Raw genomic sequence first — 21,178 nt, forward strand, 5'->3', positions numbered from 1 at the left:
TTTCTACCTCCCCCATCGTTTCTCCGTCCTCATCGTCCGCCTCTGTTGTGAGCAGGCGGGCTCAGCCGGGGCTCTTGTCCGTGGTTTTGCCGGCCTTCAATGAGGCTAAAAATCTGGCCTGGTTTCTGCCCGAGCTGGCCACGAAGCTGCAAGGCCAGGCCCGCCGTCTGGAGTTGCTGGTGGTGGACGACGGCAGCAAGGACGAAACCGCGTTGGTGGTTCATGGCCTGATTCAGCAAGGGCTGCCGGTGCGTTTGTTGCGCTTGTCGCGTAATTTCGGCAAGGAAGCGGCCTTGTCGGCTGGCCTGGACGCGGCCGATGGCGATGTGGTGCTGACCATGGATTCCGACGGCCAGCACCCGATTGCCACCGCGCTTGAGATGCTGCCCGCCTGGCGCGAGGGTTTTGACGTGGTCTACGGTGTGCAGACGGGGCGGCGCGCCTCACAGTCCACCGCCAGACGCGGCTACACCAAGTTCTTTTACTGGCTGATGCAGCGCGACTCGCGTTTCGAGTTGCCCTCAGACGCTGGCGACTTCCGCCTCTTGGACCGCCGCGTGGTGCTGGCCTTGCGCAGCCTGCCCGAGCGGGCTCGCTATATGAAGGGCTTGTTTGCCTGGGTGGGCTTCAAGTCGCGCGCGATCGACTTCGTGCCCGATGCTCGCGCTCATGGCGAGACGAGCTTCAACTTCATGCGCCTGCTCTCGCTGGCCGTGGTGGGGCTGACGGCCTTCAGCAAGGTGCCGCTGCGCATGGTCTCTTTGCTGGGCTTTGTGGTTTCGGCGGTGTCGGTGTTCTTCGGCTTTTGGATCATTCTGGAAAAGACCTTGTTCGGCAACCCGGTCTCCGGCTTTGCCACCTTGGCGGCCTCCATCACCTTTCTGGCTGGTGTGCAGCTGCTGTGCCTGGGCATCATTGCGGAGTATCTGGGCCGCGTGTTTGACGAGGTCAAGCAGCGCCCGCTCTACCTGGTGCAGGAGCTGACGCCCCCGCTGGACGCGCCGGAGGAGCTGTGAAGTCCTTGCTCTGGTTTGGCGCGGTCGGTGCCTCGGCCGCCGCCGTGCATTTCGGCGTGGTGTGGGCCTTGGTGGAGAACTGGGGCTTGCCGGCCCTGGCGGCCAATGTGGCCGGGTTCCTCTTGGCTTTTGGTGTCAGCTTTGCGGGCCACCATCGCCTCAGCTTTGCCGCGCAGAAGGCCACGGTGCGGGAGTCGTTGCCTCGCTTTGCCGCGGTGGCGGTCTTGGGTTTTGTCAGCAATGAGCTGCTCTACGCCTTGCTGCTGGGCCTGGGCATGGAGTACCGCCTGGCCCTGATCCTGGTGCTAGTTGGTGTGGCCGCCATGACCTGGATGCTGAGCCGCTTCTGGGCTTTTCGTGCGAGGGCTGCATGACAGGGGCAGGCGTGAAGCGCATTCAGATCTGCGCCGATGATTTTGGTTTTGACGACGCGATCAGCCAAGGCATTTTGGAATGCCTGGACGCGGGTCGCATCAGCGCGACCAGCTGCATGGTCTTGTCGCCGCTCTGGTCGGCCTGGGCTCCGGCCTTGCGGGAGCGCGTTGGCGCTGCCGACTTCGGCCTGCACCTGGACCTGAACGAGTTTGCCGAGTACGCACCTGGCCGAGCCTTGTCGGGCTGGATAGGGCAGGCCTACGCGCGCCGCCTGGATGCGCAAGAGGTTCAGACCTGGGTGAATACTCAGCTGGATGCCTATGAGGCCGCCATGCAGCGGGCGCCAGACTATGTCGATGGCCACCAGCATGTGCACCAACTGCCACAGATCCGGCAGGCGCTGCTGTCCGCCTTGAGTTCGCGTTATGGCAGGCGCTGTGCCTTGCGTTTCACCGGCAATCAAAGCTGGCGTGGACCCAAGGCCGCCATCATCGCGACGCTGGGCTCGGCCGCACTGCGCCGCGGTGCCAGGCAGGTCGGCCTGCGTTGCAACCGTGACTTCGCTGGGGTTTATGACTTCGGCCCTGAGGCCCAGTTCCCTCGGCTCGCCGAAGCCTGGCTGGCCTCGCTGCCCGATGGTGGCTTGATGATGACGCATCCGGGCCGGGCTGCTGCCACCCAGACGCGGGCCGACGCGATACGGGGCGCCCGTGTCAAGGAGCGGGCCTTTTGGCTGAGCGCCGAGGCGGGCGAGATGTTGGCCCGTCTGTCGGTTCAGTTAGGCATGAGCGAGGACTGGCCCCTGGCCTGAGGAAACTCAAGCCTGGGCTTCGCGCTTGGCCCGGGCGCGGGCCAAGGCCGCTTCGATGGTGGCTTTCTTGCGCGCCACTTCATCGGGCTCCGCATTCTTGGTGATTTCGGCGGGGTTCTTGCTCAGGCCCTCCAATTTGTGATGGGCCTTGAGCATAAGACGTGCTTCGTTCTCTGCTGGCGCGCGGGCTTCGCGGACCTGGTGGAATTCGTAGCGCTGCCGGGCTTGATTTGCCAGCGAGGGACTCCAGGCGCCCCAGCCGGTTTGCTCAGCGCTGACGTTGACCAGGCTGATGCAGTCCACCGGGCAGGCCGGCAAGCAGAGTTCGCAGCCGGTGCATTGCTCGGCCACGATCAGATGCATGGCCTTGGGCGCACCGACGATGCAGTCCACCGGGCAGGCCTTGATGCACAAGGTGCAACCGATGCACCAGTCCTCGTCAATCACAGCCAGCAGGCGGGGTGACTCCAGGCCATGCTCGGTGTTGAGTGGTGGGACGGGGCTGGTGCCGGTGATGGCGGCCAGGCGCTGTACGCCCTCGGCACCCCCTGGTGGGCACTGATTGATGTTCGCCTCGCCCTGCGCGATGGCCTGGGCGTAGCTGTGGCAGTCCGGGTAGCCACAACGCGTGCACTGCGTTTGCGGCAGCGCGGCGTTGAGGCCTTCGATCAGCCTGAGTTGCGAGCCAATCGCTGGGGCAGAGGCTGCAAGCTCAGGCTTGGCGGGGGTGGGGAGTGGGGTCGGGAGGGTCAAGCAATACTTTTCTTGGCGCGTGCCTGGCGTTTGGGCGCCTTGGTGGTGGTCGTTGCCGCCGCGCTTGCGCTAGACGCCGCAGCCGCGATGGCTTTGGATGTCGAGCTTGTTGCCGCTTTCTTGGCGGGGCCGCCCACGGCATTCGGGTGGTCGTACTTGAGGATGAAATTCTTCACCTCGGGGTAGACATTGTCGCGCCAACGGCGGCCCGCAAAGATGCCGTAGTGACCGGCACCGATGGCGTCGTAGTGGAATTGGTGCTCGTTGGAGACGCCCGAGCACAGATCATGGGCCGCGCGGGTCTGGCCGGCGCCGGAGATATCGTCCAACTCACCTTCAATAGTCAGCAAGGCGGTTTGACTGATGTCTTGCGGCCGCACCAACTGGCCATTGACCTTCCAGGTGCCATTGACCAGGGCGAAGTCCTGGAAAACAACGCGGATGGTTTCCAGATAGTACTCGGCTGGCATGTCCAGTACGGCGTTGTACTCGTCGTAGAACTGGCGGTGCGAGTCGGCGCTGTCGTCGTCGCCGCGCATCAGGTCGAGGAAGTAGTCGTAGTGCGAGGTCAGGTGGCGATCCGGGTTCATGGCCACAAAACCGGTGTGCTGCAAAAAGCCGGGGTAGACGGCACGGCCGGCACCGGGGAAGTTGGTGGGCACCCGGTAGATCACATTGTTCTCGAACCAGCTATAGCTGCGGTTCATGGCCAGATTGTTGACGGCTGTCGGGCTCTTGCGGGCGTCGATGGGACCGCCCATCATGGTCATGCTGCGCGGTGTGGCTTCGCCATTGGATGCCATCAGCGAGATGGCAGCCAGCACCGGCACGGTGGGTTGGCAGACCGAGATCACATGGCAGTCGCTGCCAATGTGGCGGATGAACTCCTGCACATAGCTGATGTAGTCGTCCAGATGGAAGGGGCCGACTTCCAGCGGCACCATGCGGGCATCGGTCCAGTCGGTGATGAAGACCTTGTGATCTTTCAGCAACTGGCGCACGGTGTCGCGCAGCAGGGTGCTGTGGTGGCCAGACAAGGGGGCCACGACCAGCACGGTGGGCTGATCTTTCATCTTGGTCAGCACGCCCGGATCGTCGGTATAGCGCTTGAAGCGCAGCAGGCGGCAAAAGGGCTTGGTCACCGGTACCAGTTCCTGCACGGCCACTTCCACGCCGTCGACCTCGACGCCACGAATGCCGAACTCGGGCTTCTCGTAGTCTTTGGCCAGGCGGTGCATCAGGTCCAGACCGGCGGAAACCCGCTGCGACATGGGGGTGTGAGCGAAGGGGGACAGCGGATGGCTGTAGAGCTTGGCGGACGCGCTTGCGAATTCCGAGAAGGGACTCATCAGCGCGCGCTGAGTTTCAAAAAGTTGATACAGCATGGGATGGACTCTGGCTTTCGGGGTGGGCAATTCTGGCCATGATGCCAGAATTTGTGCGCTGCAGCATTTTATCGAAATCCTGCCGTGAAACTGACAACTCGCTGACGCCAAAATGGCGAATCTGCTTGAGTTCTAGGCTAACTGGCAAAACTGATTTCGTCACCCCCGCAATGGCCCGAACTCCGGCAGAGTTGCCGCTTTGTTCCGGAAATCACCCAGGGCTTGCCGTGGCGGGCCCTGGGTGAACTTGTGCCGACGATCAGCCGCGCAAAACAGCGGCCATGGCTTGCGCCACTTGGGGCAGGTTTTTCTCATTCAGCGCGGCCACACAGATGCGGCCTGAGTCCACGCCGTAGACGCCGAACTCGCTGCGCAAACGCTGCATCTGAGCGGCGTTCAGGCCGGAGTAGCTGAACATGCCTTTTTGGCGGGTGACGAAGCTGAGGTCTTGATCCACGCCTGCGGTTTTCAAGGCCTCGACCAAGGCACTGCGCATGGCGCGGATGCGCAGGCGCATGCCGGCCAACTCGTCTTCCCACAGCTGACGCAGGGCAGGTGTGCCCAGCACCAGGGCCACCACTTGGGCGCCGTGAGTCGGCGGGTTGGAGTAATTGGTGCGAATGACGATCTTCAGCTGGCTCAGCACGCGCCCGGCTTCCTCGGCGGAGGCGCAAACCACACTCAAGGCGCCCACACGCTCGCCGTAGAGCGAGAAGCTCTTGGAGAAGCTGGTGGAGACGAAGAAGTCCAGGCCAGCGGCCAGGAACTGCTGGATCACCGCGCCGTCTTCGGCAATGCCTTCGCCAAAGCCTTGGTAGGCCATGTCCAGGAAAGGCACGAGATTGCGTGCCTTGACGGCAGCCACCACCTGGTCCCATTGGGCGGCGCTGAGGTCATAGCCGGTCGGGTTGTGGCAGCAGGCGTGCAGCACGATGACGGTGCCTGCAGCGGCCGCATTCAAGGCCGCCAGCATGCCCTCGAAATTGATGCCCAGCTTGTCGGCGTCGTAGTAGGGGTAGCTGCCGACCTGGAAGCCGGCATTGCTGAACAGGGCGCGGTGGTTCTCCCAGCTGGGGTCGGAGATCAGCACTTGGGCGCCGGGGTTCAGGCGCTTGAGGAAGTCGGCGCCAATTTTCAGGCCACCGGTGCCGCCAATGGCTTGCACGGTGGCCACGCGCTTGGCTTGCAGCACGGCACTGTCGGCACCAAAGACCAGGCCTTGCACGGCCTTGTCATAGGCCGCGATGCCGTCAATGGGCAGGTAACCGCGCGCCTTGGGGTCGGCCTGCATGCTCGCTTCGGCCTGGGCCACGCAGCGCAGCAGGGGTAGCTTGCCGTTCTCGTCGAAATACACGCCCACGCCCAGATTGACCTTGGCGGGGTTGGGGTCGGCATTGAATTGCTCGTTCAGACCCAGGATGGGGTCGCGAGGGGCCATTTCGACGGCGGCGAACAAAGACATGGGAAGGATTCCTGACAGGACGTTGGCAATAGCGGGGAGTGGATGCCTGAATGCGGCTGGCAATATCTGACCAGGCATCCGGCGCGAAGGCTTGGCCTGCGCTAACCTGTCGGGTTGCGCGGCGCTGCGATTTTAGGCGTTGCTGGGCCGGGTTTTGCTCTCGGCCCTTGTGAATGCCAAGCAGGCCATGACGGCCAAGACCCAGGAAAACGACGTATGCAGGACTCTTCATCAGTCAGCCTTATTGACGAAGCCAACGAGCTAGCCGAACGGCCGAAGGGTGAGTTCGTTTCTTTCGAAGGCTCACCCTTTGAGTTGTTCCAGCCCTTTCCGCCGGCCGGCGATCAGCCCACGGCGATCGCGCAGCTGTGTGAAGGCATCAACGACGGCCTGAGTTTTCAGACCTTGCTGGGTGTGACGGGCTCGGGCAAGACCTTCACCATGGCCAATGTGATCGCCCGTCTGGGCCGGCCGGCCATCATCTTTGCGCCCAACAAGACGCTGGCGGCCCAGCTTTACAGCGAGTTCCGGGATTTCTTTCCCAATAATGCGGTTGAGTATTTCGTTAGCTACTACGACTACTACCAGCCCGAGGCCTACGTGCCGCAGCGCGATCTTTTCATCGAAAAAGACAGCGCCATCAACGAGCACATCGAGCAGCTGCGCTTGTCGGCCACCAAGAGCTTGATGGAGCGGCGAGACGTGGTGATCGTGGCCTCGGTGTCGGCGATCTACGGCATTGGCAATCCGGCCGACTATCACCAGATGGTGATGACCTTGCGCAATGGCGACAAGATGGGCCAGCGCGATGTGATCGCCCAGCTGATCCGCATGCAGTACACCCGCAACGAGGTGGAGTTCAGCCGCGGCGCCTTCCGGGTGCGGGGCGACACCATTGACGTCTTCCCGGCTGAGCATTCGGAACTGGCCTTGCGCATTGAGCTGTTCGACGACGAGGTCGAGACTCTGCAGCTCTTCGACCCCTTGACTGGCAAGGTGCGGCAGAAGATTCCGCGCTTCACCGTCTACCCCAGCAGCCATTACGTGACGCCGCGTGAGCGGGTGCTGGCTGCCATGGATGGCATCAAGGAAGAGCTGCGCGTGCGCCTAGGCGAGTTTGTGCGCGACGGCAAACTGGTGGAGGCGCAACGCCTGGAGCAGCGCACCCGCTTCGACCTGGAGATGCTGCAGGAGGTGGGGCATTGCAAGGGCATTGAGAACTACACCCGCCATCTCTCCGGCGCCCAGCCGGGTGAGGCGCCGCCCACTCTGATCGACTATCTGCCGGCTGATGCACTGATGTTTTTGGACGAGAGCCATGTGCTGATCGGCCAGTTCGGCGGCATGTACAACGGCGACCGGGCACGCAAGACCACGCTGGTGGAGTATGGCTTTCGCCTGCCATCGGCCTTGGATAACCGCCCGCTCAAATTCGCCGAGTTCGAGCGCAAGATGCGCCAGGCCGTCTTCGTTACCGCGACCCCGGCGGTGTATGAGCAGGAGAACTCCGGCCAGATCGTCGAGCAGGTGGTGCGGCCGACCGGCCTGGTCGACCCGGTCGTCGAGGTGCGTCCTGCCACCCATCAGGTCGATGACGTGCTGCAGGAAATCCGCGAACGGGTGGAGGTGAATGAACGCGTCTTGATCACCACGCTCACCAAGCGCATGGCCGAGCAGCTGACCGACTATCTGAGCGATAACGGCGTCAAGGTGCGTTATCTGCACTCCGATGTGGACACGGTGGAGCGGGTGGAGATTCTGCGCGATCTGCGCCTGGGGGCCTTCGATGTGCTGGTGGGCATCAACCTATTGCGCGAGGGTCTGGACATTCCCGAGGTCTCCCTGGTCGCCATATTGGACGCGGACAAGGAGGGCTTTTTGCGCTCCGAGCGCAGCCTGATCCAGACCATTGGCCGCTCGGCGCGAAATCTGCGCGGCAAGGCGATTCTCTACGCCGACCGCATCACCGATTCCATGCGCAAGGCCATGGGCGAGACCGAGAGGCGCCGGACCAAGCAGCTGGCCTTTAATGAGGCGAACGGCATCACGCCGCGCTCCATCGTCAAACGGATCAAGGACATGATCGACGGGGTCTACTCCGAGAAGTCCGGGCGCGACGATCAGAAGCTCTTGCAGATGGCGGCTGTGGAGGAGTTGTCCGAGAAAGACCTCAGCAAACGCATGGCCTTGTTGGAAAAGCAGATGCTGGAGCATGCGCGCAATCTGGAGTTCGAAAAAGCCGCCCGGGTGCGCGATCAGCTGGCCCAGCTGCGCGAGCAGGCTTTTGGCGCCGTGGTGCACGACCATGTGCCGTCCACGCCCAGGGCTTGAGAGAGTGGCAAGCCGCGAAATACCCCTTCTTTCGACCGGCTGAATTGGCGGCTCTGCAAGCCTGCCAGTAATTGAGTAAAATGGTCGGAAATAAACCAGGGTTTACCCGGCGCCGCTTGTTCGTGGCGGAAGGTGGCTCTGGCGGGCATCACCCGTGCTTGTTTGTGATGCTCCATGGTCTTGTTGACCGAAGGAGAGTTCGATGCGCCTTACTACCAAAGGTCGTTTTGCTGTCACCGCGATGATTGATCTTGCCCTGCGTGAAAACGGCGGGCCGGTGGCGCTCGCGGCGATCAGCCAGCGGCAGCAAATCTCTTTGTCCTATCTCGAGCAACTGTTCGGCAAACTGCGCCGCCACGAGTTGGTGGAAAGCACACGCGGTCCAGGTGGCGGATATTCCTTGGGCCGTAAGTCCAGTGAAATCACGGTTGCCGACATTATCGTCGCGGTGGACGAGCCCATCGACGCGACCGGCTGCGGCGGCCATGAGAACTGTATGGGCGAGAATACCGGCCGCTGCATCACGCATGAGTTGTGGACCAGTTTGAACGCGAAAATGATCGAGTATCTCGACTCCGTTTCGCTGCGAAAATTGGTGGAAGACCAACTGGCCAAGGGTGTGACCATTGAGGAGGCTTCGATCAAACGGGCCATCTCCACCCAGCCGGTGGTCAAACCCATCCGCATCACCGCCCCCAATTCCGTTTTCGCTCTGGGTAATACCCTGAGCAAGTAAGTCGCGCCATCGCCTCGCCGGCGCGGCTTTCAGATTTCCGATTTCTTTGGCATTCAAAAAAATGACACCGCATTTCCCTATCTATATGGACTACGGCGCAACGACGCCGGTTGACCCGCGCGTTGTGAGCGCCATGGTGCCCTGGCTCAGCGAGCATTTCGGCAACCCGGCTTCGCGCAGCCATGCCTGGGGCTGGGAGGCGGAAGCGATCGTGGAGAAATCCCGCGAGCAGGTGGCGGCGCTGATCGGTGCGGATCCGCGTGAAATTGTCTGGACTTCGGGTGCGACCGAGTCCATTAATCTGGCCATCAAGGGTGCGGCGCATTTCTACAAGACCCGCGGCAAGCACATCATCACTTTGAAGACCGAGCACAAGGCCGTGCTGGACACCTGCCGCGAGCTGGAGCGTCAGGGCTTTGACGTGACTTATCTCGATGTGGAAGAAAACGGCCTGCTGGACTTGGATAAGTTCAAGGCGGCGGTGCGCCCGGACACGATTTTGGCCTCGGTGCTTTTCGTGAACAACGAGATTGGCGTCATCCAGGACGTCGTCAGCATCGGCAATTTCTGTCGTGAGAAGGGCATCATCTTCCACGTCGATGCGGCCCAGGCAACCGGCAAGATCGACATCAATGTGGCCGAATTGCCCATCGACCTGATGAGCCTGGCTTCCCACAAGACCTACGGCCCCAAGGGCATTGGCGCCTTGTTCGTGCGCCGCAAGCCGCGCGTGCGTCTGGAGGCTCAGATGCACGGTGGTGGGCATGAGCGCGGCATGCGCTCGGGCACCTTGGCTACGCATCAAATCGTCGGCATGGGCGAGGCTTTCCGCATCGCGCGTGAAGACATGAAGGCCGACAACGAGCGCATTCGCGCTCTGCACAAGCGTTTGCTGGACGGCTTGCAAGGCATTGAGCAGGTGTTTGTGAACGGCGATCTGGAACGCCGCGTGCCGCACAACCTGAACATCTCCTTCAACTATGTGGAAGGCGAGTCGCTAATCATGGGCGTGAAGGGGCTGGCCGTGTCCTCGGGTTCGGCCTGCACCTCGGCTAGCTTGGAACCCAGCTATGTTTTGCGCGCTCTTGGTCGTAGCGACGAGTTGGCGCACTCCAGTCTGCGCATGACGATCGGCCGCTTCACCACCGAAGAAGAAATCGACTACGCCATCGCGACCCTGAAGGACCGTGTGGCCAAGCTGCGTGAGTTGTCGCCTCTGTGGGATATGTACAAAGACGGCATCGACATCAGCACCATCCAGTGGGCGGCCCACTGACGAAATGGAACCCCCGGCTGCGGTGTACCGCAGCCACCCCCCGAGGGGATGCGGGGCCGCTTGGGAGCGGCCCGGCGCTGGCCCCATCGGAGCAAACAGATCGATAGGAGAACACCATGGCATACAGCGACAAGGTCGTTGACCACTATGAAAACCCCCGCAATGTCGGCGCTTTTGAAAAAGGTGACGACTCGGTTGGCACCGGCATGGTCGGCGCGCCGGCCTGCGGCGATGTGATGAAGCTGCAGATCAAGGTCAACCCGGCCACCGGTTTGATCGAAGACGCCAAATTCAAGACCTATGGTTGCGGCTCGGCGATTGCTTCCAGCTCCCTGGTGACCGAATGGGTCAAGGGCAAGTCACTCGACCAGGCGCTGGACATCAAGAACACCCAGATTGCCGAAGAACTGGCCTTGCCGCCGGTCAAGATCCACTGCTCCATTCTGGCCGAAGACGCGATCAAGGCGGCGGTGGATGACTACCGCGCCAAGCACGCCGCGCAGTAAGACCATACAAAAAGAACAAAGCGTAAAGGAGTCTGCATGTCTGTGACCTTGACCGAAGCGGCTGCCCGCCATGTGACGCGCTATATCGCCAAGCGTGGCCGCGGCGTGGGAGTGCGCCTGGGCGTGAAGACCACGGGCTGCTCTGGCCTTGCCTACAAGCTGGAGTACGCCGATGAAGTCGCCTCCGAGGACGTGGTGTTCGAAGGTCATGGCGTGAAGATCTTGATCGACCCCAAGAGCCTGCCCTATCTGGATGGCACCGAGCTGGACTTTGTGCGTGAAGGCCTGAACGAAGGCTTCAAGTTCCGCAACCCGCGCGAGAAAGATCGTTGCGGCTGCGGTGAGTCTTTCCGCGTTTAAGGCGCGATGCTCTGGACGAAGGCGCGGCCGAATGTCCGCGCCTTTTTCATGCTTCTCTCAAGTTTTAAAGACAGTTCCCATGCAGCTCAGCGACGACGACTTCAGTCTGTTTGGTTTGCCCCAGCGCCAGGCGCAGGACAGGGCCGAGGTCGATGCGCGCTGGAAGGCCTTGCAGGCCAAGGTGCATCCTGACAAGTTCGCTGCCGAAGGCGCGGCCTCGCAGCGCCTAGCCATGCAATGGGCCGTGCGCGTCAATGAGGCGCACCAGCGTCTGCGCGACCCGATGAAGCGCGCCGCCTATCTGTGTGAAATGCGTGGCGCAGCGCTGCAGGCCGAGAGCAATACCCGCATGCCGACCAGCTTTTTGATGGAGCAGATGAGCTGGCGAGAGGGGCTTGAGGAGGCGCGCACCGCCGCTGAGGTGGAGGCGATAGACGCCGAGGTGGCGGCCCGCGAGACCGCCTTGTTGAACGAGGTCCAGCGCCTGCTGGACGATGAGAATGATGCCGCGGCAGCCGCGGAGCAGGTGAGGGCATTGATGTTCATTCATCGCTTCCGCTCCGATATCGATAAACGGCTGGACGCCCTGGGACAATAAGACATGGCTCTTTTGCAAATTTCCGAACCCGGTCAATCGCCCAATCCGCATGAGCGCCGCATCGCGGTGGGCATCGATCTGGGAACCACCCATTCCTTGGTGGCGGCCGTGCGGCATGGTGTGGCCGAGTGCCTGCCCGACGAGCAAGGGCGAGTGATCCTGCCTTCGGCCGTGCGTTATCTGAGCGAGGGTAGACGCCAGATCGGCGCCGAGGCACTGGCGGCTCAGGCCGAAGACCCGGAAAACACCGTGGTCTCGGTCAAGCGCTTCATGGGCCGCAGCCTCAGCGATATCCGCGAGGCCAACAAGCTGCCCTATCGCTTTGAAGACACGCCGGGCATGGTCAGCCTGACGACCCGTCACGGCAGCAAGTCGCCGGTGGAAATCTCGGCCGAGATCCTGGCGACCCTGCGCTTCCGTGCCGAAGACTCGTTTGCCGATGATGTGTTTGGCGCGGTGATCACCGTGCCGGCCTACTTCGACGACGCCCAGCGTCAGGCTACCAAAGATGCCGCTCAGCTGGCGGGTTTGAATGTGCTACGCCTGATCAACGAGCCCACGGCGGCGGCGATTGCTTACGGCCTCGATAACGCCAGTGAAGGCCTCTACGCGGTCTACGACTTGGGTGGTGGCACCTTTGATATCTCGCTGCTGCGCTTGAGTCGAGGTGTTTTTGAGGTGGTGGCCACGGGGGGCGACGCGGCCCTGGGTGGCGACGACTTTGATCGCGTTCTTGCCGACTGGGCCTTGGCGCAATCGGGTTTGCAGGCCGAGAGCAGCCACGACAAGCGCGCGGTGCTGGTGGCGGCACGTGCGGCCAAGGAGGCTTTGTCCGATGCGCAAGAAGTGCAGCTGGCAGCCCAGCTGAATGCCGGGGGACTCAGCGTCACGATCAGCCGTCAAAAGTTTGACGAACTCGCCCAGCCCTTGTTGGAAAAGACTCTGACCGCCGTGCGTCGCGTGCTGCGCGATGCCCGGGTCAAGGCCGAGGAGGTGCAGGGCACGGTGATGGTGGGCGGCTCGACCCGCATGCCTTGCGTGCGCCAAGCCGTCAGCGCCCTGTTTGGTCGCGAGGTGCTGGTCAATCTGAACCCCGACGAAGTGGTGGCTCAGGGCGCCGCCATCCAGGCCAATCAGCTGGCAGGCAATGCCTCGGACGGCGAAATCCTCTTGCTGGATGTGATCCCCTTGTCCCTGGGTCTGGAAACCATGGGTGGCCTGGTGGAGCGGGTGATTGAGCGCAATGCCACCATCCCTGTCGCCCAGGCTCAGGACTTCACCACCTTCAAAGACGGGCAGACGGCCATGGCTGTGCACGTCTTGCAAGGCGAGCGAGAGTTGGTCAGTGAGTGTAGATCCTTAGCCCGATTTGAGTTGCGCGGCATTCCGCCCATGGTGGCCGGTGCGGCGCGCATTCGCGTGACCTTCCAGGTTGATGCCGACGGCTTGCTGAGTGTGTCGGCCAAGGAGCTGGGTTCCGGCGTCGAGGCGGCCATCACGGTCAAGCCCAGCTACGGCTTGTCGGACGACCAGATCGCCGAGATGCTGAAGGACGGCTTTGCCAGCGCCGAGACCGATATGGCGGCCCGCAAACTGCGCGAGGCGCGGGTTGAGGCTGAACGCATGACTCTGGCCACTCAAAGCGCTCTGGCCGCCGATGGTGACCTGCTCACCGAGGACGAGCGCGGCGATTTGCAGGCCTTGTTGCAGGCCTTGGCATTGAGCGCCGAGGCTGAAGATGCGGATGCCATCGACGCCGCCGTCGAGGCCTTGGCCAAGGGAACCGAAAGCTTTGCCGCCGCGCGTATGAATCGCGGCATCCACAAGGCCTTGACCGGCCGCAGCGTCGACCAAATCTGAGGCCGCATCATCATGCCCATCATCAAAATCCTTCCCCACGCCGAGTATTGCCCTGAGGGCGCGACGGTGTCTGTGCCGGCTGGCACTTCCATCTGTGAGGCCTTGCTGGACAACAAGATCGCCATCGAGCACGCCTGCGATATGGTCTGCGCCTGCACGACCTGCCACGTCATCGTGCGCGAAGGCATGCGTTCGCTCTCCGAGATGGAGGAGGAGGAAGAAGATATGCTGGATCGCGCCTGGGGCCTGGAGCCCGATTCGCGCCTGAGCTGCCAAGCCATTCTGGGCCAGCAGGATGTGACCATCGAGATCCCCAAGTACTCGATCAATCACGCCAAAGAAAATCACTGAGAGGGCGTAAGCGCGATGTTGGTCCTGGGTTTTGAATCCTCTTGCGATGAAACAGGCGTGGCCCTGGTGCGGGTGCCCGAGCAGGGCGCGCCGCAGCTCCTGGCCCAGGCCTTGCACAGCCAGATCAGCATGCACCAAGCCTATGGCGGGGTGGTGCCTGAGTTGGCCTCGCGGGACCATATCCGCCGCGTCTTGCCACTGACGCGCGAGGTTCTGGCGCAGGCCGATGTGGATCTGGCCGAGCTTGACGTGGTGGCCTATACCCAGGGCCCGGGTCTGGCCGGTGCTCTGCTGGTGGGGGCGGGTGTGGCGGTTGCCTTGGCATCGGCGCTGGACAAGCCCACGCTGGGCATCCACCACCTGGAAGGGCATTTGCTCTCGCCCTTTCTCTCGGCCGATGCGCCGGAGTTCCCCTTTGTGGCCTTGCTGGTCTCGGGCGGGCATACCCAGCTGATGCGCGTCACCGAGGTGGGGCAGTACGAGATCCTGGGTGAGACGATTGATGACGCCGCGGGCGAAGCCTTTGACAAGAGTGCGAAGCTGCTGGGCCTGCCTTACCCGGGCGGTCCGCATCTGTCGCGCTTGGCGCAAAGCGGCAATGCGGCCGCTTTTGATCTGCCGCGCCCGCTCTTGCACAGCGGCAAGCCGGACTTCAGCTTTGCCGGCTTGAAGACGGCGGTGCTGACCCAGGTCAAGCGCCTGGGCGAGGCTCCGACGGAACAACAAAAAGCCGATCTGGCCGCGGCCACGCAGGAGGCCATCGTCGAGGTCTTGGTGAAGAAGTCCTTGCTGGCCCTCAAGCTGACCGGGCTCAAGCGTCTGGTCGTGGCGGGTGGTGTGGGGGCTAATAGTTTGCTGCGTGAGCAACTCAACACGGCTTGCGCCAAGCGTGGCGTGCGGGTGCATTACCCGGAGTTGAGTCTGTGCACCGACAACGGCGCCATGATCGCCATGGCCGCCGCCATGCGTTTGCAGCGCGGTATGGCCGTTCTGCAATCCGGGCCAGACGCGGGTGGCTTCGAGGTGCGCCCGCGCTGGCCGCTCGGTTCAATCTAGCTTTTAGCTGACCTTCAAATGGCTAGGGCCGCTGGGCTGGCGTTTCACCAGGGTCAGGGTCAGCACGCCGTTTTCAAGCCGGGCCGTGGAGTCCTGTTGATTGACCTCTTGCGGCAAGGCAATGCTGCGTGAGAAGCGGGTCAGGGCGCGTTCGCGGTAGAGGCTGCGCGGGGCGGCAGGGGCTTCGGCTTCTGGCTTGGGGGCTTCTGTCGCACGGGCTTGTTCGGCATCGACGCTGACGCGGCGGCCTTCGATGCTGATCTTCACCGCCTCCTTGCTCACACCCGGCAGGTCCATCAGCAGGATGTAGGCGCTGTCGGTCTCGCTCACATCCAGGGCAGGGCTGCGCAGGGCCAGGGCTTGCTCCGCGGGCTCGGCCTGAAACATGCGTTCAATGCGCTGAGCGATATCGCTGGCTTGGCGGGCTTGGGCTTGGCGGGCGATGCTGTTGACGGGGAAAACAAACATGGTGGCTCCTTTGGGTCTGGGAAGAATCGTTGGAATGCTTTGCTGTGCAAGCCTCACATCTCCAAAAATTGGACTCTTGCCTCCGTCTTCAAGCCCCGAAAAAAACTTCAAACCCTAGCTTGGAACTGGCGCGATCATCTCCAAGTGCGTCGGCTGGCCGAAAGCTTCTCGCCGCCGCCCTGGCTCGCACTTTTGGGAGTGCAGGCAATCTGGTCTATAATCAGCAGGTTTTGTGACTCGAGGCATCGCCGGGCTCGTTCTGGCAAGGTTTGGGGTCGCAAGATTTGAAAGAGCACGGCTCGGGTCGGTTTCACCCGTGTCCGCAAGTTAAAACCTTTGGAAACCGTTTGTGTGCTGCCGCTGACTGGCGCAGCCCGGCGGCTTCCATCATGCAAGGAACGCAAACATGTCAGTCGCCGACATCAACAAGGCAGAAATCGTCAAGTCCAACGCACGTAGCGCCAACGACACCGGCTCGCCGGAAGTCCAGGTTGCTCTGCTGACCGCACGTATCAATGGCCTGATGCCTCACTTCAAGGCCAATATGAAGGATCACCACAGCCGCCGTGGTCTGCTGAAGATGGTCAACACTCGCAAGAGCCTGCTGGCCTATCTGAAGTCCAAGGACGCAGCGCGTTACACCGACCTGATTCAAAAGCTGGGTCTGCGTAAGTAATTCACGCGTGAAATCAAGGAGCCTGTCTGGGTATTGACGCCTGCACAGGCTCTTTGTTTTTTCTGCGATCGGATTTGTAGTCTTTTTTTGAAGTTGTAGTTCCTTGGTCTGTTGTTGGGCCGAGTTTTAGATTTCGGAGTTGAGCTGACGTGGCGCTGCTGTGTCATTCCAAAGCTTCTGCGGCTTGTTGTTTATCGAATGCAGACGCACTGGAATGGCATCCCGCCAAACCCAGACTCACTCCCGGTCAAGAGGCGGGCCGCAAGCCGCTTCGCTAAAAAGGCCTGGGCACCGGTGTGTCCGGGCTGAGCAAAAAGGAGAGACGTATGAGCTTGTTCAATAAAGTCACCAAGACCTTCCAATGGGGCCCCCATTCCGTCACGATGGAAACGGGCGAGATCGCTCGTCAGTCCAGCGGTGCCGTGGTCGTGAACATCGAAGGCACCGTGGTCCTGGCGACCGTGGTGGCCAAGACCGAAGCCAAGGCCGGCCAGGATTTCTTCCCGCTGACCGTGGACTATCTGGAGAAGACCTATGCCGCCGGCAAGATCCCCGGCAGCTTCTTCAAGCGTGAAGGCCGCCCCAGCGAGCTGGAGACCCTGACCAGCCGCCTGATCGACCGCCCCATCCGCCCGCTGTTCCCCGAAGGCTTCTACAACGAAGTCCAGGTCGTCGTGCATGTGCTGTCGCTGAACCCCGAAGTTCAGGCCGACATCGCCGCCCTGATCGCTTCCAGCGCCGCGTTGGCCGTGTCCGGCATCCCCTTCAACGGTCCCATCGGTGCGGCTCGCGTGGGCTATGTCAATGGCGAGTACATCTTGAACCCTGGCAAGACCGAGCTGGCCAATAGCAAGATGGACCTGGTCGTCGCCGGTACCCAAGCCGCCGTGCTGATGGTGGAATCGGAAGCCGATGCGCTGTCCGAAGAGGTCATGCTGGGCGCCGTGGTCTTCGGTCATGAGCAGGGCAATATCGCCATTGCCGCCATCAATGAATTGGTGCGCGACGCTGGCAAGCCGGCCTGGGACTGGAAGGCGCCAGCCAAGAACGAACCCTTGATCGCCAAGGTTGGCGCTCTGGCCGACGAAGCTCTGGCTGCCGCCTACCAAATCCGCAACAAGCAGGCTCGTACGCAAGCTTGCCGCGCTGTGACCGCTAACGTCTTCAAGGCGCTGAGCGATGAAGGCGTCGAGTTCGACAAGGTCGAAGTGGAAAGCCTGCTGTTCGAGATCGAAGCCCGCATCGTGCGCGGCCAGATCCTGGCTGGCGAGCCCCGCATCGACGGCCGCGACACCCGCACCGTTCGCCCCATCGAAATCAGCAACAGCATCCTGCCGCGTACCCACGGCTCGGCCCTGTTCACCCGTGGTGAGACGCAGGCCCTGGTCGTGGCGACCTTGGGCACGGACCGCGACGCTCAGCGCATCGATGCGCTGGCCGGCGAGTTCGAAGACCGCTTCATGCTGCACTACAACATGCCTCCCTTCGCTACCGGCGAAACCGGTCGCGTGGGTAGCCCCAAGCGTCGCGAAATCGGCCACGGCCGCCTGGCCAAGCGTGCGCTGATCGCCGCGCTGCCCAGCAAGGAAGATTTCCCCTACACCATGCGTGTGGTGTCGGAAATCACCGAATCCAACGGCTCTTCGTCCATGGCTTCGGTCTGCGGCGGCTGCCTGGCTTTGATGGACGCCGGTGTGCCGATGAAGGCCCATGTGGCCGGCATCGCCATGGGTCTGATCAAGGACGGCAACCGTTTCGCCGTGTTGACCGACATCTTGGGTGACGAAGATCATCTGGGCGATATGGACTTCAAGGTGGCAGGCACCACCGGTGGCATCACCGCCCTGCAGATGGACATCAAGATCCAGGGCATCACCAAGGAAATCATGCAAGTGGCCCTGGCGCAAGCCAAGGAGGCGCGCCTGCACATCCTCTCCAAGATGGTTGAAGCCATGGGCACGGCCAATACCGAGGTGTCGCAGTTCGCGCCGCGTCTGTACACCATGAAGATCAACCCCGAGAAGATCCGTGATGTGATCGGCAAGGGCGGCGCCACCATCCGTGCGCTGACCGAAGAAACTGGCACCACCATCGACATCGGCGAAGACGGCACCATCACCATCGCTTCGACCGACGGCGAGAAGGCTGAGTACGCGAAGAAGCGCATCCAGGAGATCACCGCCGAAGTCGAAATCGGCAAGGTCTACGAAGGCCCGATCACCAAGATCTTGGACTTCGGTGCCCTGGTCAACCTGCTGCCCGGCAAGGACGGTTTGCTGCACATCAGCCAGATCGCCCATCAGCGCGTCGAGAAGGTGACCGACTTCCTGAAGGAAGGCCAGATCGTCAAGGTCAAGGTCATGGAAACCGACGAGAAGGGTCGCATCAAGCTGTCGATGAAGGCTTTGATCGACCGTGATGCAGCGCCTGCCGCGGCGCCCGCTGCTGTGTCGGCCCCTGCCGACGAAGCTCAGCAGTAATCCGCTGAGCGCCTGATTTGAGATCGGCATGAAAGCCATTGCCATCAGCCGCACTGGCGGCCCTGAGGTTCTGCAGCTGATCGAGCGTCCCGACCCCCAGCCGGGGGCAGGGGAGTGCTTGATCGCGGTAGAGGCTTACGGCATCAACCGCCCCGATGTCTTGCAGCGCAAGGGTGTGTATCCGCCGCCTCCCGGTGCCAGCGATCTGCCGGGCCTGGAAGTGGCGGGGCGCATTGTTGCGGGTGATGCCGCGGCCTTGGCGGCGGCGGGTTTCAAATTGGGTGACGCGGTTTGTGCTTTGACACCTGGCGGCGCCTATGCGCAGCTGTGCGTCACGCCCGTGGGGCAGTGCTTGCCGCTGCCCAAGGGCTGGAGCATGGCTGAAGCGGCGAGCCTGCCGGAGACCTTCTTCACCGTCTGGTCCAATGTGTTTGTGCGGGCGGCCTTGCAGCCTGGCGAAACCCTCTTGGTGCATGGCGGCAGCAGTGGCATCGGCGTGGCGGCCATTCAGTTGGCCAAGGCCTTGGGTTCGCGGGTCATCGTGACCGTGGGCAATGAAGCCAAGGCGCAGGCCTGCTTGGCCTTGGGTGCCGATGTGGCGATCAACTACAAGAGCCAGGACTTTGTGGCCGAGGTGAAAGCTGCCACTGGCAATCGCGGCGTGGACGTCATTTTGGACATGGTGGCCGGCGCCTATATCGAGCGCGGCGTGCAATGCTTGGCGGACGATGGTCGCATGGTCATCATCGGGGTGCAGGGCGGCGTGGACGCCAAGTTCGATGCTGGTGCTGTGCTGCGTCGACGCTTGACGATCAGCGGTTCCACCTTGCGTCCGCGTTCCCTGGAGTTCAAGGCCTCGGTCGCCCGCGCGCTGCGCGAGCGGGTCTGGCCTTTGCTCGAGGCGCGCCAAGTGCTGCCGGTGATCTATCGTCAGCTGCCTGCTGAAGAAGCGGCGGCGGCACATGCTTTGATGGAATCCGGCGAGCATGTCGGCAAGATTGTTTTGAGCTGGTGATAAAGAGATTTGGGGGATTGGGCAATGCGTAAGAAATTGGTCGTCGGCAACTGGAAGATGCATGGCAACCGCAGTGCCAACGCGGCGCTGTTGGCCGGCCTGAAAGAGGCGGGCCCGTGGAATGCGGATGTGGCAGTTTGTGTGCCTTTCCCTTACATCGCTGAAACCGCCTTGGCTTTGACCGGCCAGGCCATCGCTTTTGGCGCGCAAGACTGCTCGGCGCAAGAGCAGGGTGCCTTCACCGGTGAGGTGTCCTCGGCCATGTTGGCCGATCTGGGTTGCCGTTATGTGATCGTCGGTCACTCCGAGCGTCGGGCCTATCACCATGAAAGCGATCAGCTGGTGGCCGACAAGGCCAAGGCGGCCTTGGCGCATGGCGTGACCCCGATTGTCTGTGTGGGTGAAACGCTGGCCGAGCGCGAGGCGGGTCAGACCGAGTTGGTGGTCAAGCGCCAACTGGCTGCGGTGATTCACACCTTGACGCATTGCATCGGTGAAATCGTGCTGGCCTATGAGCCGGTGTGGGCCATCGGCACCGGCTTGACGGCCTCGCCCGAGCAGGCTCAAGCCGTGCACGCCGTGCTGCGCAAGCAGCTGCAGGCGGCCACGCAGAAGGCCGATGCCATGCGCATTCTTTACGGCGGCAGCGTCAAGCCCGATAACGCGGCGCAGCTGTTTGCTTGTGCCGATATCGATGGTGGCTTGATTGGTGGCGCGGCCTTGAAGGCGGCGGATTTCAGCGTCATTTGCCGCGCTGCGAGCTGAACTTTTTAGACCTGTTCGCCCGTTGGCGAAGGGTCGATTCGTAGAAGATTTTTTGGAGCTTTTGAGATGCAATTTTGGATGAATTTGGTGTTGGTGGTTCAGCTGCTGAGCGCCTTGGTGATGATTGGTTTGGTCTTGGTGCAGCATGGCAAGGGGGCCGATATGGGCGCCTCCTTCGGTAGCGGCGCCTCGGGCAGCTTGTTCGGTGCCACCGGCAGTGCTAACTTCCTGTCGCGTAGCACGGCCGTTTGCGCCACCGTCTTCTTTGTCTGCACTCTGGCCTTGGCGTATATGTCCAATAGCCGTAGCGGTCAGACTGGCAACGAAACCATTCTGGACAAGGCCGCGCCCGCTGCTGCCGCCGCGTCTGGTGCGGCAGCTATCCCCGGTGCTGCGCCTGCAGTGATTGCCCCGGCTGCGACGCCCGCAGCTTCTGCTGCCTCGAAATAAGGCCTGGCCGTTGTAGGTGCTTGAGCAGCGAGCTTTGGGTGCCTGCATCTGAAGCTTGGATGCCGCTTTGATGCGGCAACTCAAAAAACGCTGAGAAATTGTTGCGAATTGGCCAAGAGAGCAAAAATTTCAGTATAGAATTTGAGGCTGGCTAGATAGCAAGACGCAAGTCATTCCTCAGGCAAATCTAGTCGCAATTGAGATTAAATAATAGCCGTCGTGGTGAAATTGGTAGACACGCTATCTTGAGGGGGTAGTGGCGAAAGCTGTGCGAGTTCGAGTCTCGCCGACGGCACCAGATCATCGGTTAGTATTCTCGGGTTGGAGCCCGTGAACAACTTGCCAAAGCGCCTCATCGCAGAGTTTGCTTGAACGTAGTTTGAGTCTGCTCTGCAGGGGACCCGAGCGGGCGCAGTCCGTAAGCGAGAATTCGCTGGCGGCGCGCCCG

General features: G+C 62.0%; 21 protein-coding genes and 1 tRNA gene. 18 read left to right on the forward strand and 4 right to left on the reverse strand.

The window, feature by feature from the left end:
* The first annotated feature begins 80 nt into the window (after nucleotides 1–80).
* The 3 genes from DBR47_RS12540 to DBR47_RS12550 are packed head-to-tail and all read left to right on the forward strand — an operon-like array spanning nucleotide 81 to nucleotide 2,202.
* Entirely contained in the window at nucleotides 81–1,016 is a 936-nt protein-coding gene (locus DBR47_RS12540) for a glycosyltransferase family 2 protein (RefSeq protein WP_231512306.1), read from the forward strand.
* On the forward strand, nucleotides 1,013–1,390 hold the full coding sequence (locus DBR47_RS12545; protein ID WP_124450509.1) for a GtrA family protein: 378 nt from the start codon (nucleotides 1,013–1,015) through the stop codon (nucleotides 1,388–1,390). The genes DBR47_RS12540 and DBR47_RS12545 overlap by 4 nt, the downstream gene beginning before the upstream one ends.
* A gap of 11 nt (nucleotides 1,391–1,401) precedes the next feature.
* Complete coding sequence (locus tag DBR47_RS12550) at nucleotides 1,402–2,202, forward strand: ChbG/HpnK family deacetylase (RefSeq protein WP_197047035.1); 801 nt, start codon at nucleotides 1,402–1,404, stop codon at nucleotides 2,200–2,202.
* A 6-nt stretch (nucleotides 2,203–2,208) separates the two neighbouring features.
* Here the strand turns inward: DBR47_RS12550 and rsxB are convergent, their stop codons facing one another.
* The 3 genes from rsxB to DBR47_RS12565 form a co-directional block, all read right to left on the reverse strand.
* Entirely contained in the window at nucleotides 2,209–2,892 is a 684-nt protein-coding gene (rsxB, locus tag DBR47_RS12555; RefSeq protein WP_124451041.1) for an electron transport complex subunit RsxB, read from the reverse strand.
* 59 nt (nucleotides 2,893–2,951) lie between these two features.
* On the reverse strand, nucleotides 2,952–4,340 hold the full coding sequence (locus tag DBR47_RS12560) for a polyhydroxyalkanoate depolymerase (RefSeq protein ID WP_124450513.1): 1,389 nt from the start codon (nucleotides 4,338–4,340) through the stop codon (nucleotides 2,952–2,954).
* 259 nt (nucleotides 4,341–4,599) lie between these two features.
* Nucleotides 4,600–5,802 carry an amino acid aminotransferase gene (locus DBR47_RS12565; protein WP_124450515.1) on the reverse strand — a complete coding sequence of 401 codons (1,203 nt, stop codon included), beginning with the start codon at nucleotides 5,800–5,802 and terminating at the stop codon, nucleotides 4,600–4,602.
* A 216-nt stretch (nucleotides 5,803–6,018) separates the two neighbouring features.
* Between DBR47_RS12565 and uvrB the strand changes: the two genes are divergently transcribed.
* The 9 genes from uvrB (at nucleotide 6,019) to tsaD (ending at nucleotide 14,876) form a co-directional block, all read left to right on the forward strand.
* Nucleotides 6,019–8,133: an excinuclease ABC subunit UvrB gene (gene uvrB / locus DBR47_RS12570; RefSeq protein ID WP_124450517.1), complete on the forward strand. Its 2,115-nt coding sequence runs from the start codon at nucleotides 6,019–6,021 to the stop codon at nucleotides 8,131–8,133.
* A 202-nt stretch (nucleotides 8,134–8,335) separates the two neighbouring features.
* Entirely contained in the window at nucleotides 8,336–8,869 is a 534-nt protein-coding gene (locus DBR47_RS12575) for a Fe-S cluster assembly transcription factor (protein ID WP_124450519.1), read from the forward strand.
* Between the two features lie 61 nt (nucleotides 8,870–8,930).
* Entirely contained in the window at nucleotides 8,931–10,145 is a 1,215-nt protein-coding gene (locus DBR47_RS12580; protein ID WP_124450521.1) for an IscS subfamily cysteine desulfurase, read from the forward strand.
* A 116-nt stretch (nucleotides 10,146–10,261) separates the two neighbouring features.
* Entirely contained in the window at nucleotides 10,262–10,651 is a 390-nt protein-coding gene (gene iscU, locus DBR47_RS12585) for a Fe-S cluster assembly scaffold IscU (RefSeq protein WP_124450523.1), read from the forward strand.
* A 36-nt stretch (nucleotides 10,652–10,687) separates the two neighbouring features.
* Nucleotides 10,688–11,011 (forward strand): iron-sulfur cluster assembly protein IscA, encoded by a 324-nt coding sequence (iscA, locus tag DBR47_RS12590; RefSeq protein WP_124450525.1) that lies wholly within the window; start codon nucleotides 10,688–10,690, stop codon nucleotides 11,009–11,011.
* A gap of 79 nt (nucleotides 11,012–11,090) precedes the next feature.
* Nucleotides 11,091–11,609, forward strand: coding sequence for a Fe-S protein assembly co-chaperone HscB (gene hscB, locus DBR47_RS12595; RefSeq protein WP_124450527.1), 519 nt, complete (start codon nucleotides 11,091–11,093; stop codon nucleotides 11,607–11,609).
* A 3-nt stretch (nucleotides 11,610–11,612) separates the two neighbouring features.
* Complete coding sequence (gene hscA, locus DBR47_RS12600) at nucleotides 11,613–13,469, forward strand: Fe-S protein assembly chaperone HscA (protein WP_124450529.1); 1,857 nt, start codon at nucleotides 11,613–11,615, stop codon at nucleotides 13,467–13,469.
* 12 nt (nucleotides 13,470–13,481) lie between these two features.
* On the forward strand, nucleotides 13,482–13,820 hold the full coding sequence (fdx, locus tag DBR47_RS12605; protein ID WP_124450531.1) for an ISC system 2Fe-2S type ferredoxin: 339 nt from the start codon (nucleotides 13,482–13,484) through the stop codon (nucleotides 13,818–13,820).
* A gap of 15 nt (nucleotides 13,821–13,835) precedes the next feature.
* A complete protein-coding gene (tsaD, locus tag DBR47_RS12610) occupies nucleotides 13,836–14,876 on the forward strand; it encodes a tRNA (adenosine(37)-N6)-threonylcarbamoyltransferase complex transferase subunit TsaD (protein WP_124450533.1) in 1,041 nt (346 codons plus the stop codon).
* Between the two features lie 3 nt (nucleotides 14,877–14,879).
* Here tsaD and DBR47_RS12615 read toward each other — a convergent pair whose 3' ends face one another.
* Nucleotides 14,880–15,344, reverse strand: a complete 465-nt coding sequence (locus tag DBR47_RS12615; protein WP_124450536.1) for an Hsp20/alpha crystallin family protein — start codon at nucleotides 15,342–15,344, stop codon at nucleotides 14,880–14,882.
* 406 nt (nucleotides 15,345–15,750) lie between these two features.
* On the opposite strand from DBR47_RS12615, the gene rpsO reads away from it, so the two are divergent.
* From rpsO to DBR47_RS12645, 6 genes are all read left to right on the forward strand, one after another.
* Nucleotides 15,751–16,020: a 30S ribosomal protein S15 gene (rpsO, locus tag DBR47_RS12620; protein WP_124450538.1), complete on the forward strand. Its 270-nt coding sequence runs from the start codon at nucleotides 15,751–15,753 to the stop codon at nucleotides 16,018–16,020.
* 326 nt (nucleotides 16,021–16,346) lie between these two features.
* A complete protein-coding gene (pnp, locus tag DBR47_RS12625) occupies nucleotides 16,347–18,500 on the forward strand; it encodes a polyribonucleotide nucleotidyltransferase (protein ID WP_124450540.1) in 2,154 nt (717 codons plus the stop codon).
* Nucleotides 18,501–18,528: 28 nt separating this feature from the next.
* Nucleotides 18,529–19,515: an NAD(P)H-quinone oxidoreductase gene (locus DBR47_RS12630; RefSeq protein ID WP_124450542.1), complete on the forward strand. Its 987-nt coding sequence runs from the start codon at nucleotides 18,529–18,531 to the stop codon at nucleotides 19,513–19,515.
* Nucleotides 19,516–19,539: 24 nt separating this feature from the next.
* Complete coding sequence (tpiA, locus tag DBR47_RS12635) at nucleotides 19,540–20,280, forward strand: triose-phosphate isomerase (RefSeq protein WP_124450544.1); 741 nt, start codon at nucleotides 19,540–19,542, stop codon at nucleotides 20,278–20,280.
* A gap of 66 nt (nucleotides 20,281–20,346) precedes the next feature.
* A complete protein-coding gene (gene secG / locus DBR47_RS12640; protein WP_124450546.1) occupies nucleotides 20,347–20,730 on the forward strand; it encodes a preprotein translocase subunit SecG in 384 nt (127 codons plus the stop codon).
* Nucleotides 20,731–20,943: 213 nt separating this feature from the next.
* A tRNA-Leu gene (locus DBR47_RS12645) sits at nucleotides 20,944–21,028 on the forward strand.
* Nucleotides 21,029–21,178: the final 150 nt, after the last annotated feature.

Origin of the sequence: Paucibacter sp. KBW04 (assembly GCF_003852425.1) — a bacterium.
Taxonomy (GTDB): Bacteria; Pseudomonadota; Gammaproteobacteria; order Burkholderiales; family Burkholderiaceae_C; genus Paucibacter_A.

What these genes read in the sequence shown, in the direction of transcription:
- DBR47_RS12560 (WP_124450513.1), bottom strand. Translation starts at nt 4,340, where the DNA reads ATGCTGTATCAACTTTTTGAAACTCAGCGCGCGCTGATGAGTCCCTTC.
- DBR47_RS12565 (WP_124450515.1), bottom strand. Translation starts at nt 5,802, where the DNA reads ATGTCTTTGTTCGCCGCCGTCGAAATGGCCCCTCGCGACCCCATCCTG.
- uvrB (WP_124450517.1), top strand. Translation starts at nt 6,019, where the DNA reads ATGCAGGACTCTTCATCAGTCAGCCTTATTGACGAAGCCAACGAGCTA.
- DBR47_RS12575 (WP_124450519.1), top strand. Translation starts at nt 8,336, where the DNA reads ATGCGCCTTACTACCAAAGGTCGTTTTGCTGTCACCGCGATGATTGAT.
- DBR47_RS12580 (WP_124450521.1), top strand. Translation starts at nt 8,931, where the DNA reads ATGACACCGCATTTCCCTATCTATATGGACTACGGCGCAACGACGCCG.
- iscU (WP_124450523.1), top strand. Translation starts at nt 10,262, where the DNA reads ATGGCATACAGCGACAAGGTCGTTGACCACTATGAAAACCCCCGCAAT.
- iscA (WP_124450525.1), top strand. Translation starts at nt 10,688, where the DNA reads ATGTCTGTGACCTTGACCGAAGCGGCTGCCCGCCATGTGACGCGCTAT.
- hscB (WP_124450527.1), top strand. Translation starts at nt 11,091, where the DNA reads ATGCAGCTCAGCGACGACGACTTCAGTCTGTTTGGTTTGCCCCAGCGC.
- hscA (WP_124450529.1), top strand. Translation starts at nt 11,613, where the DNA reads ATGGCTCTTTTGCAAATTTCCGAACCCGGTCAATCGCCCAATCCGCAT.
- fdx (WP_124450531.1), top strand. Translation starts at nt 13,482, where the DNA reads ATGCCCATCATCAAAATCCTTCCCCACGCCGAGTATTGCCCTGAGGGC.
- tsaD (WP_124450533.1), top strand. Translation starts at nt 13,836, where the DNA reads ATGTTGGTCCTGGGTTTTGAATCCTCTTGCGATGAAACAGGCGTGGCC.
- DBR47_RS12615 (WP_124450536.1), bottom strand. Translation starts at nt 15,344, where the DNA reads ATGTTTGTTTTCCCCGTCAACAGCATCGCCCGCCAAGCCCAAGCCCGC.
- rpsO (WP_124450538.1), top strand. Translation starts at nt 15,751, where the DNA reads ATGTCAGTCGCCGACATCAACAAGGCAGAAATCGTCAAGTCCAACGCA.
- pnp (WP_124450540.1), top strand. Translation starts at nt 16,347, where the DNA reads ATGAGCTTGTTCAATAAAGTCACCAAGACCTTCCAATGGGGCCCCCAT.
- DBR47_RS12630 (WP_124450542.1), top strand. Translation starts at nt 18,529, where the DNA reads ATGAAAGCCATTGCCATCAGCCGCACTGGCGGCCCTGAGGTTCTGCAG.
- tpiA (WP_124450544.1), top strand. Translation starts at nt 19,540, where the DNA reads ATGCGTAAGAAATTGGTCGTCGGCAACTGGAAGATGCATGGCAACCGC.
- secG (WP_124450546.1), top strand. Translation starts at nt 20,347, where the DNA reads ATGCAATTTTGGATGAATTTGGTGTTGGTGGTTCAGCTGCTGAGCGCC.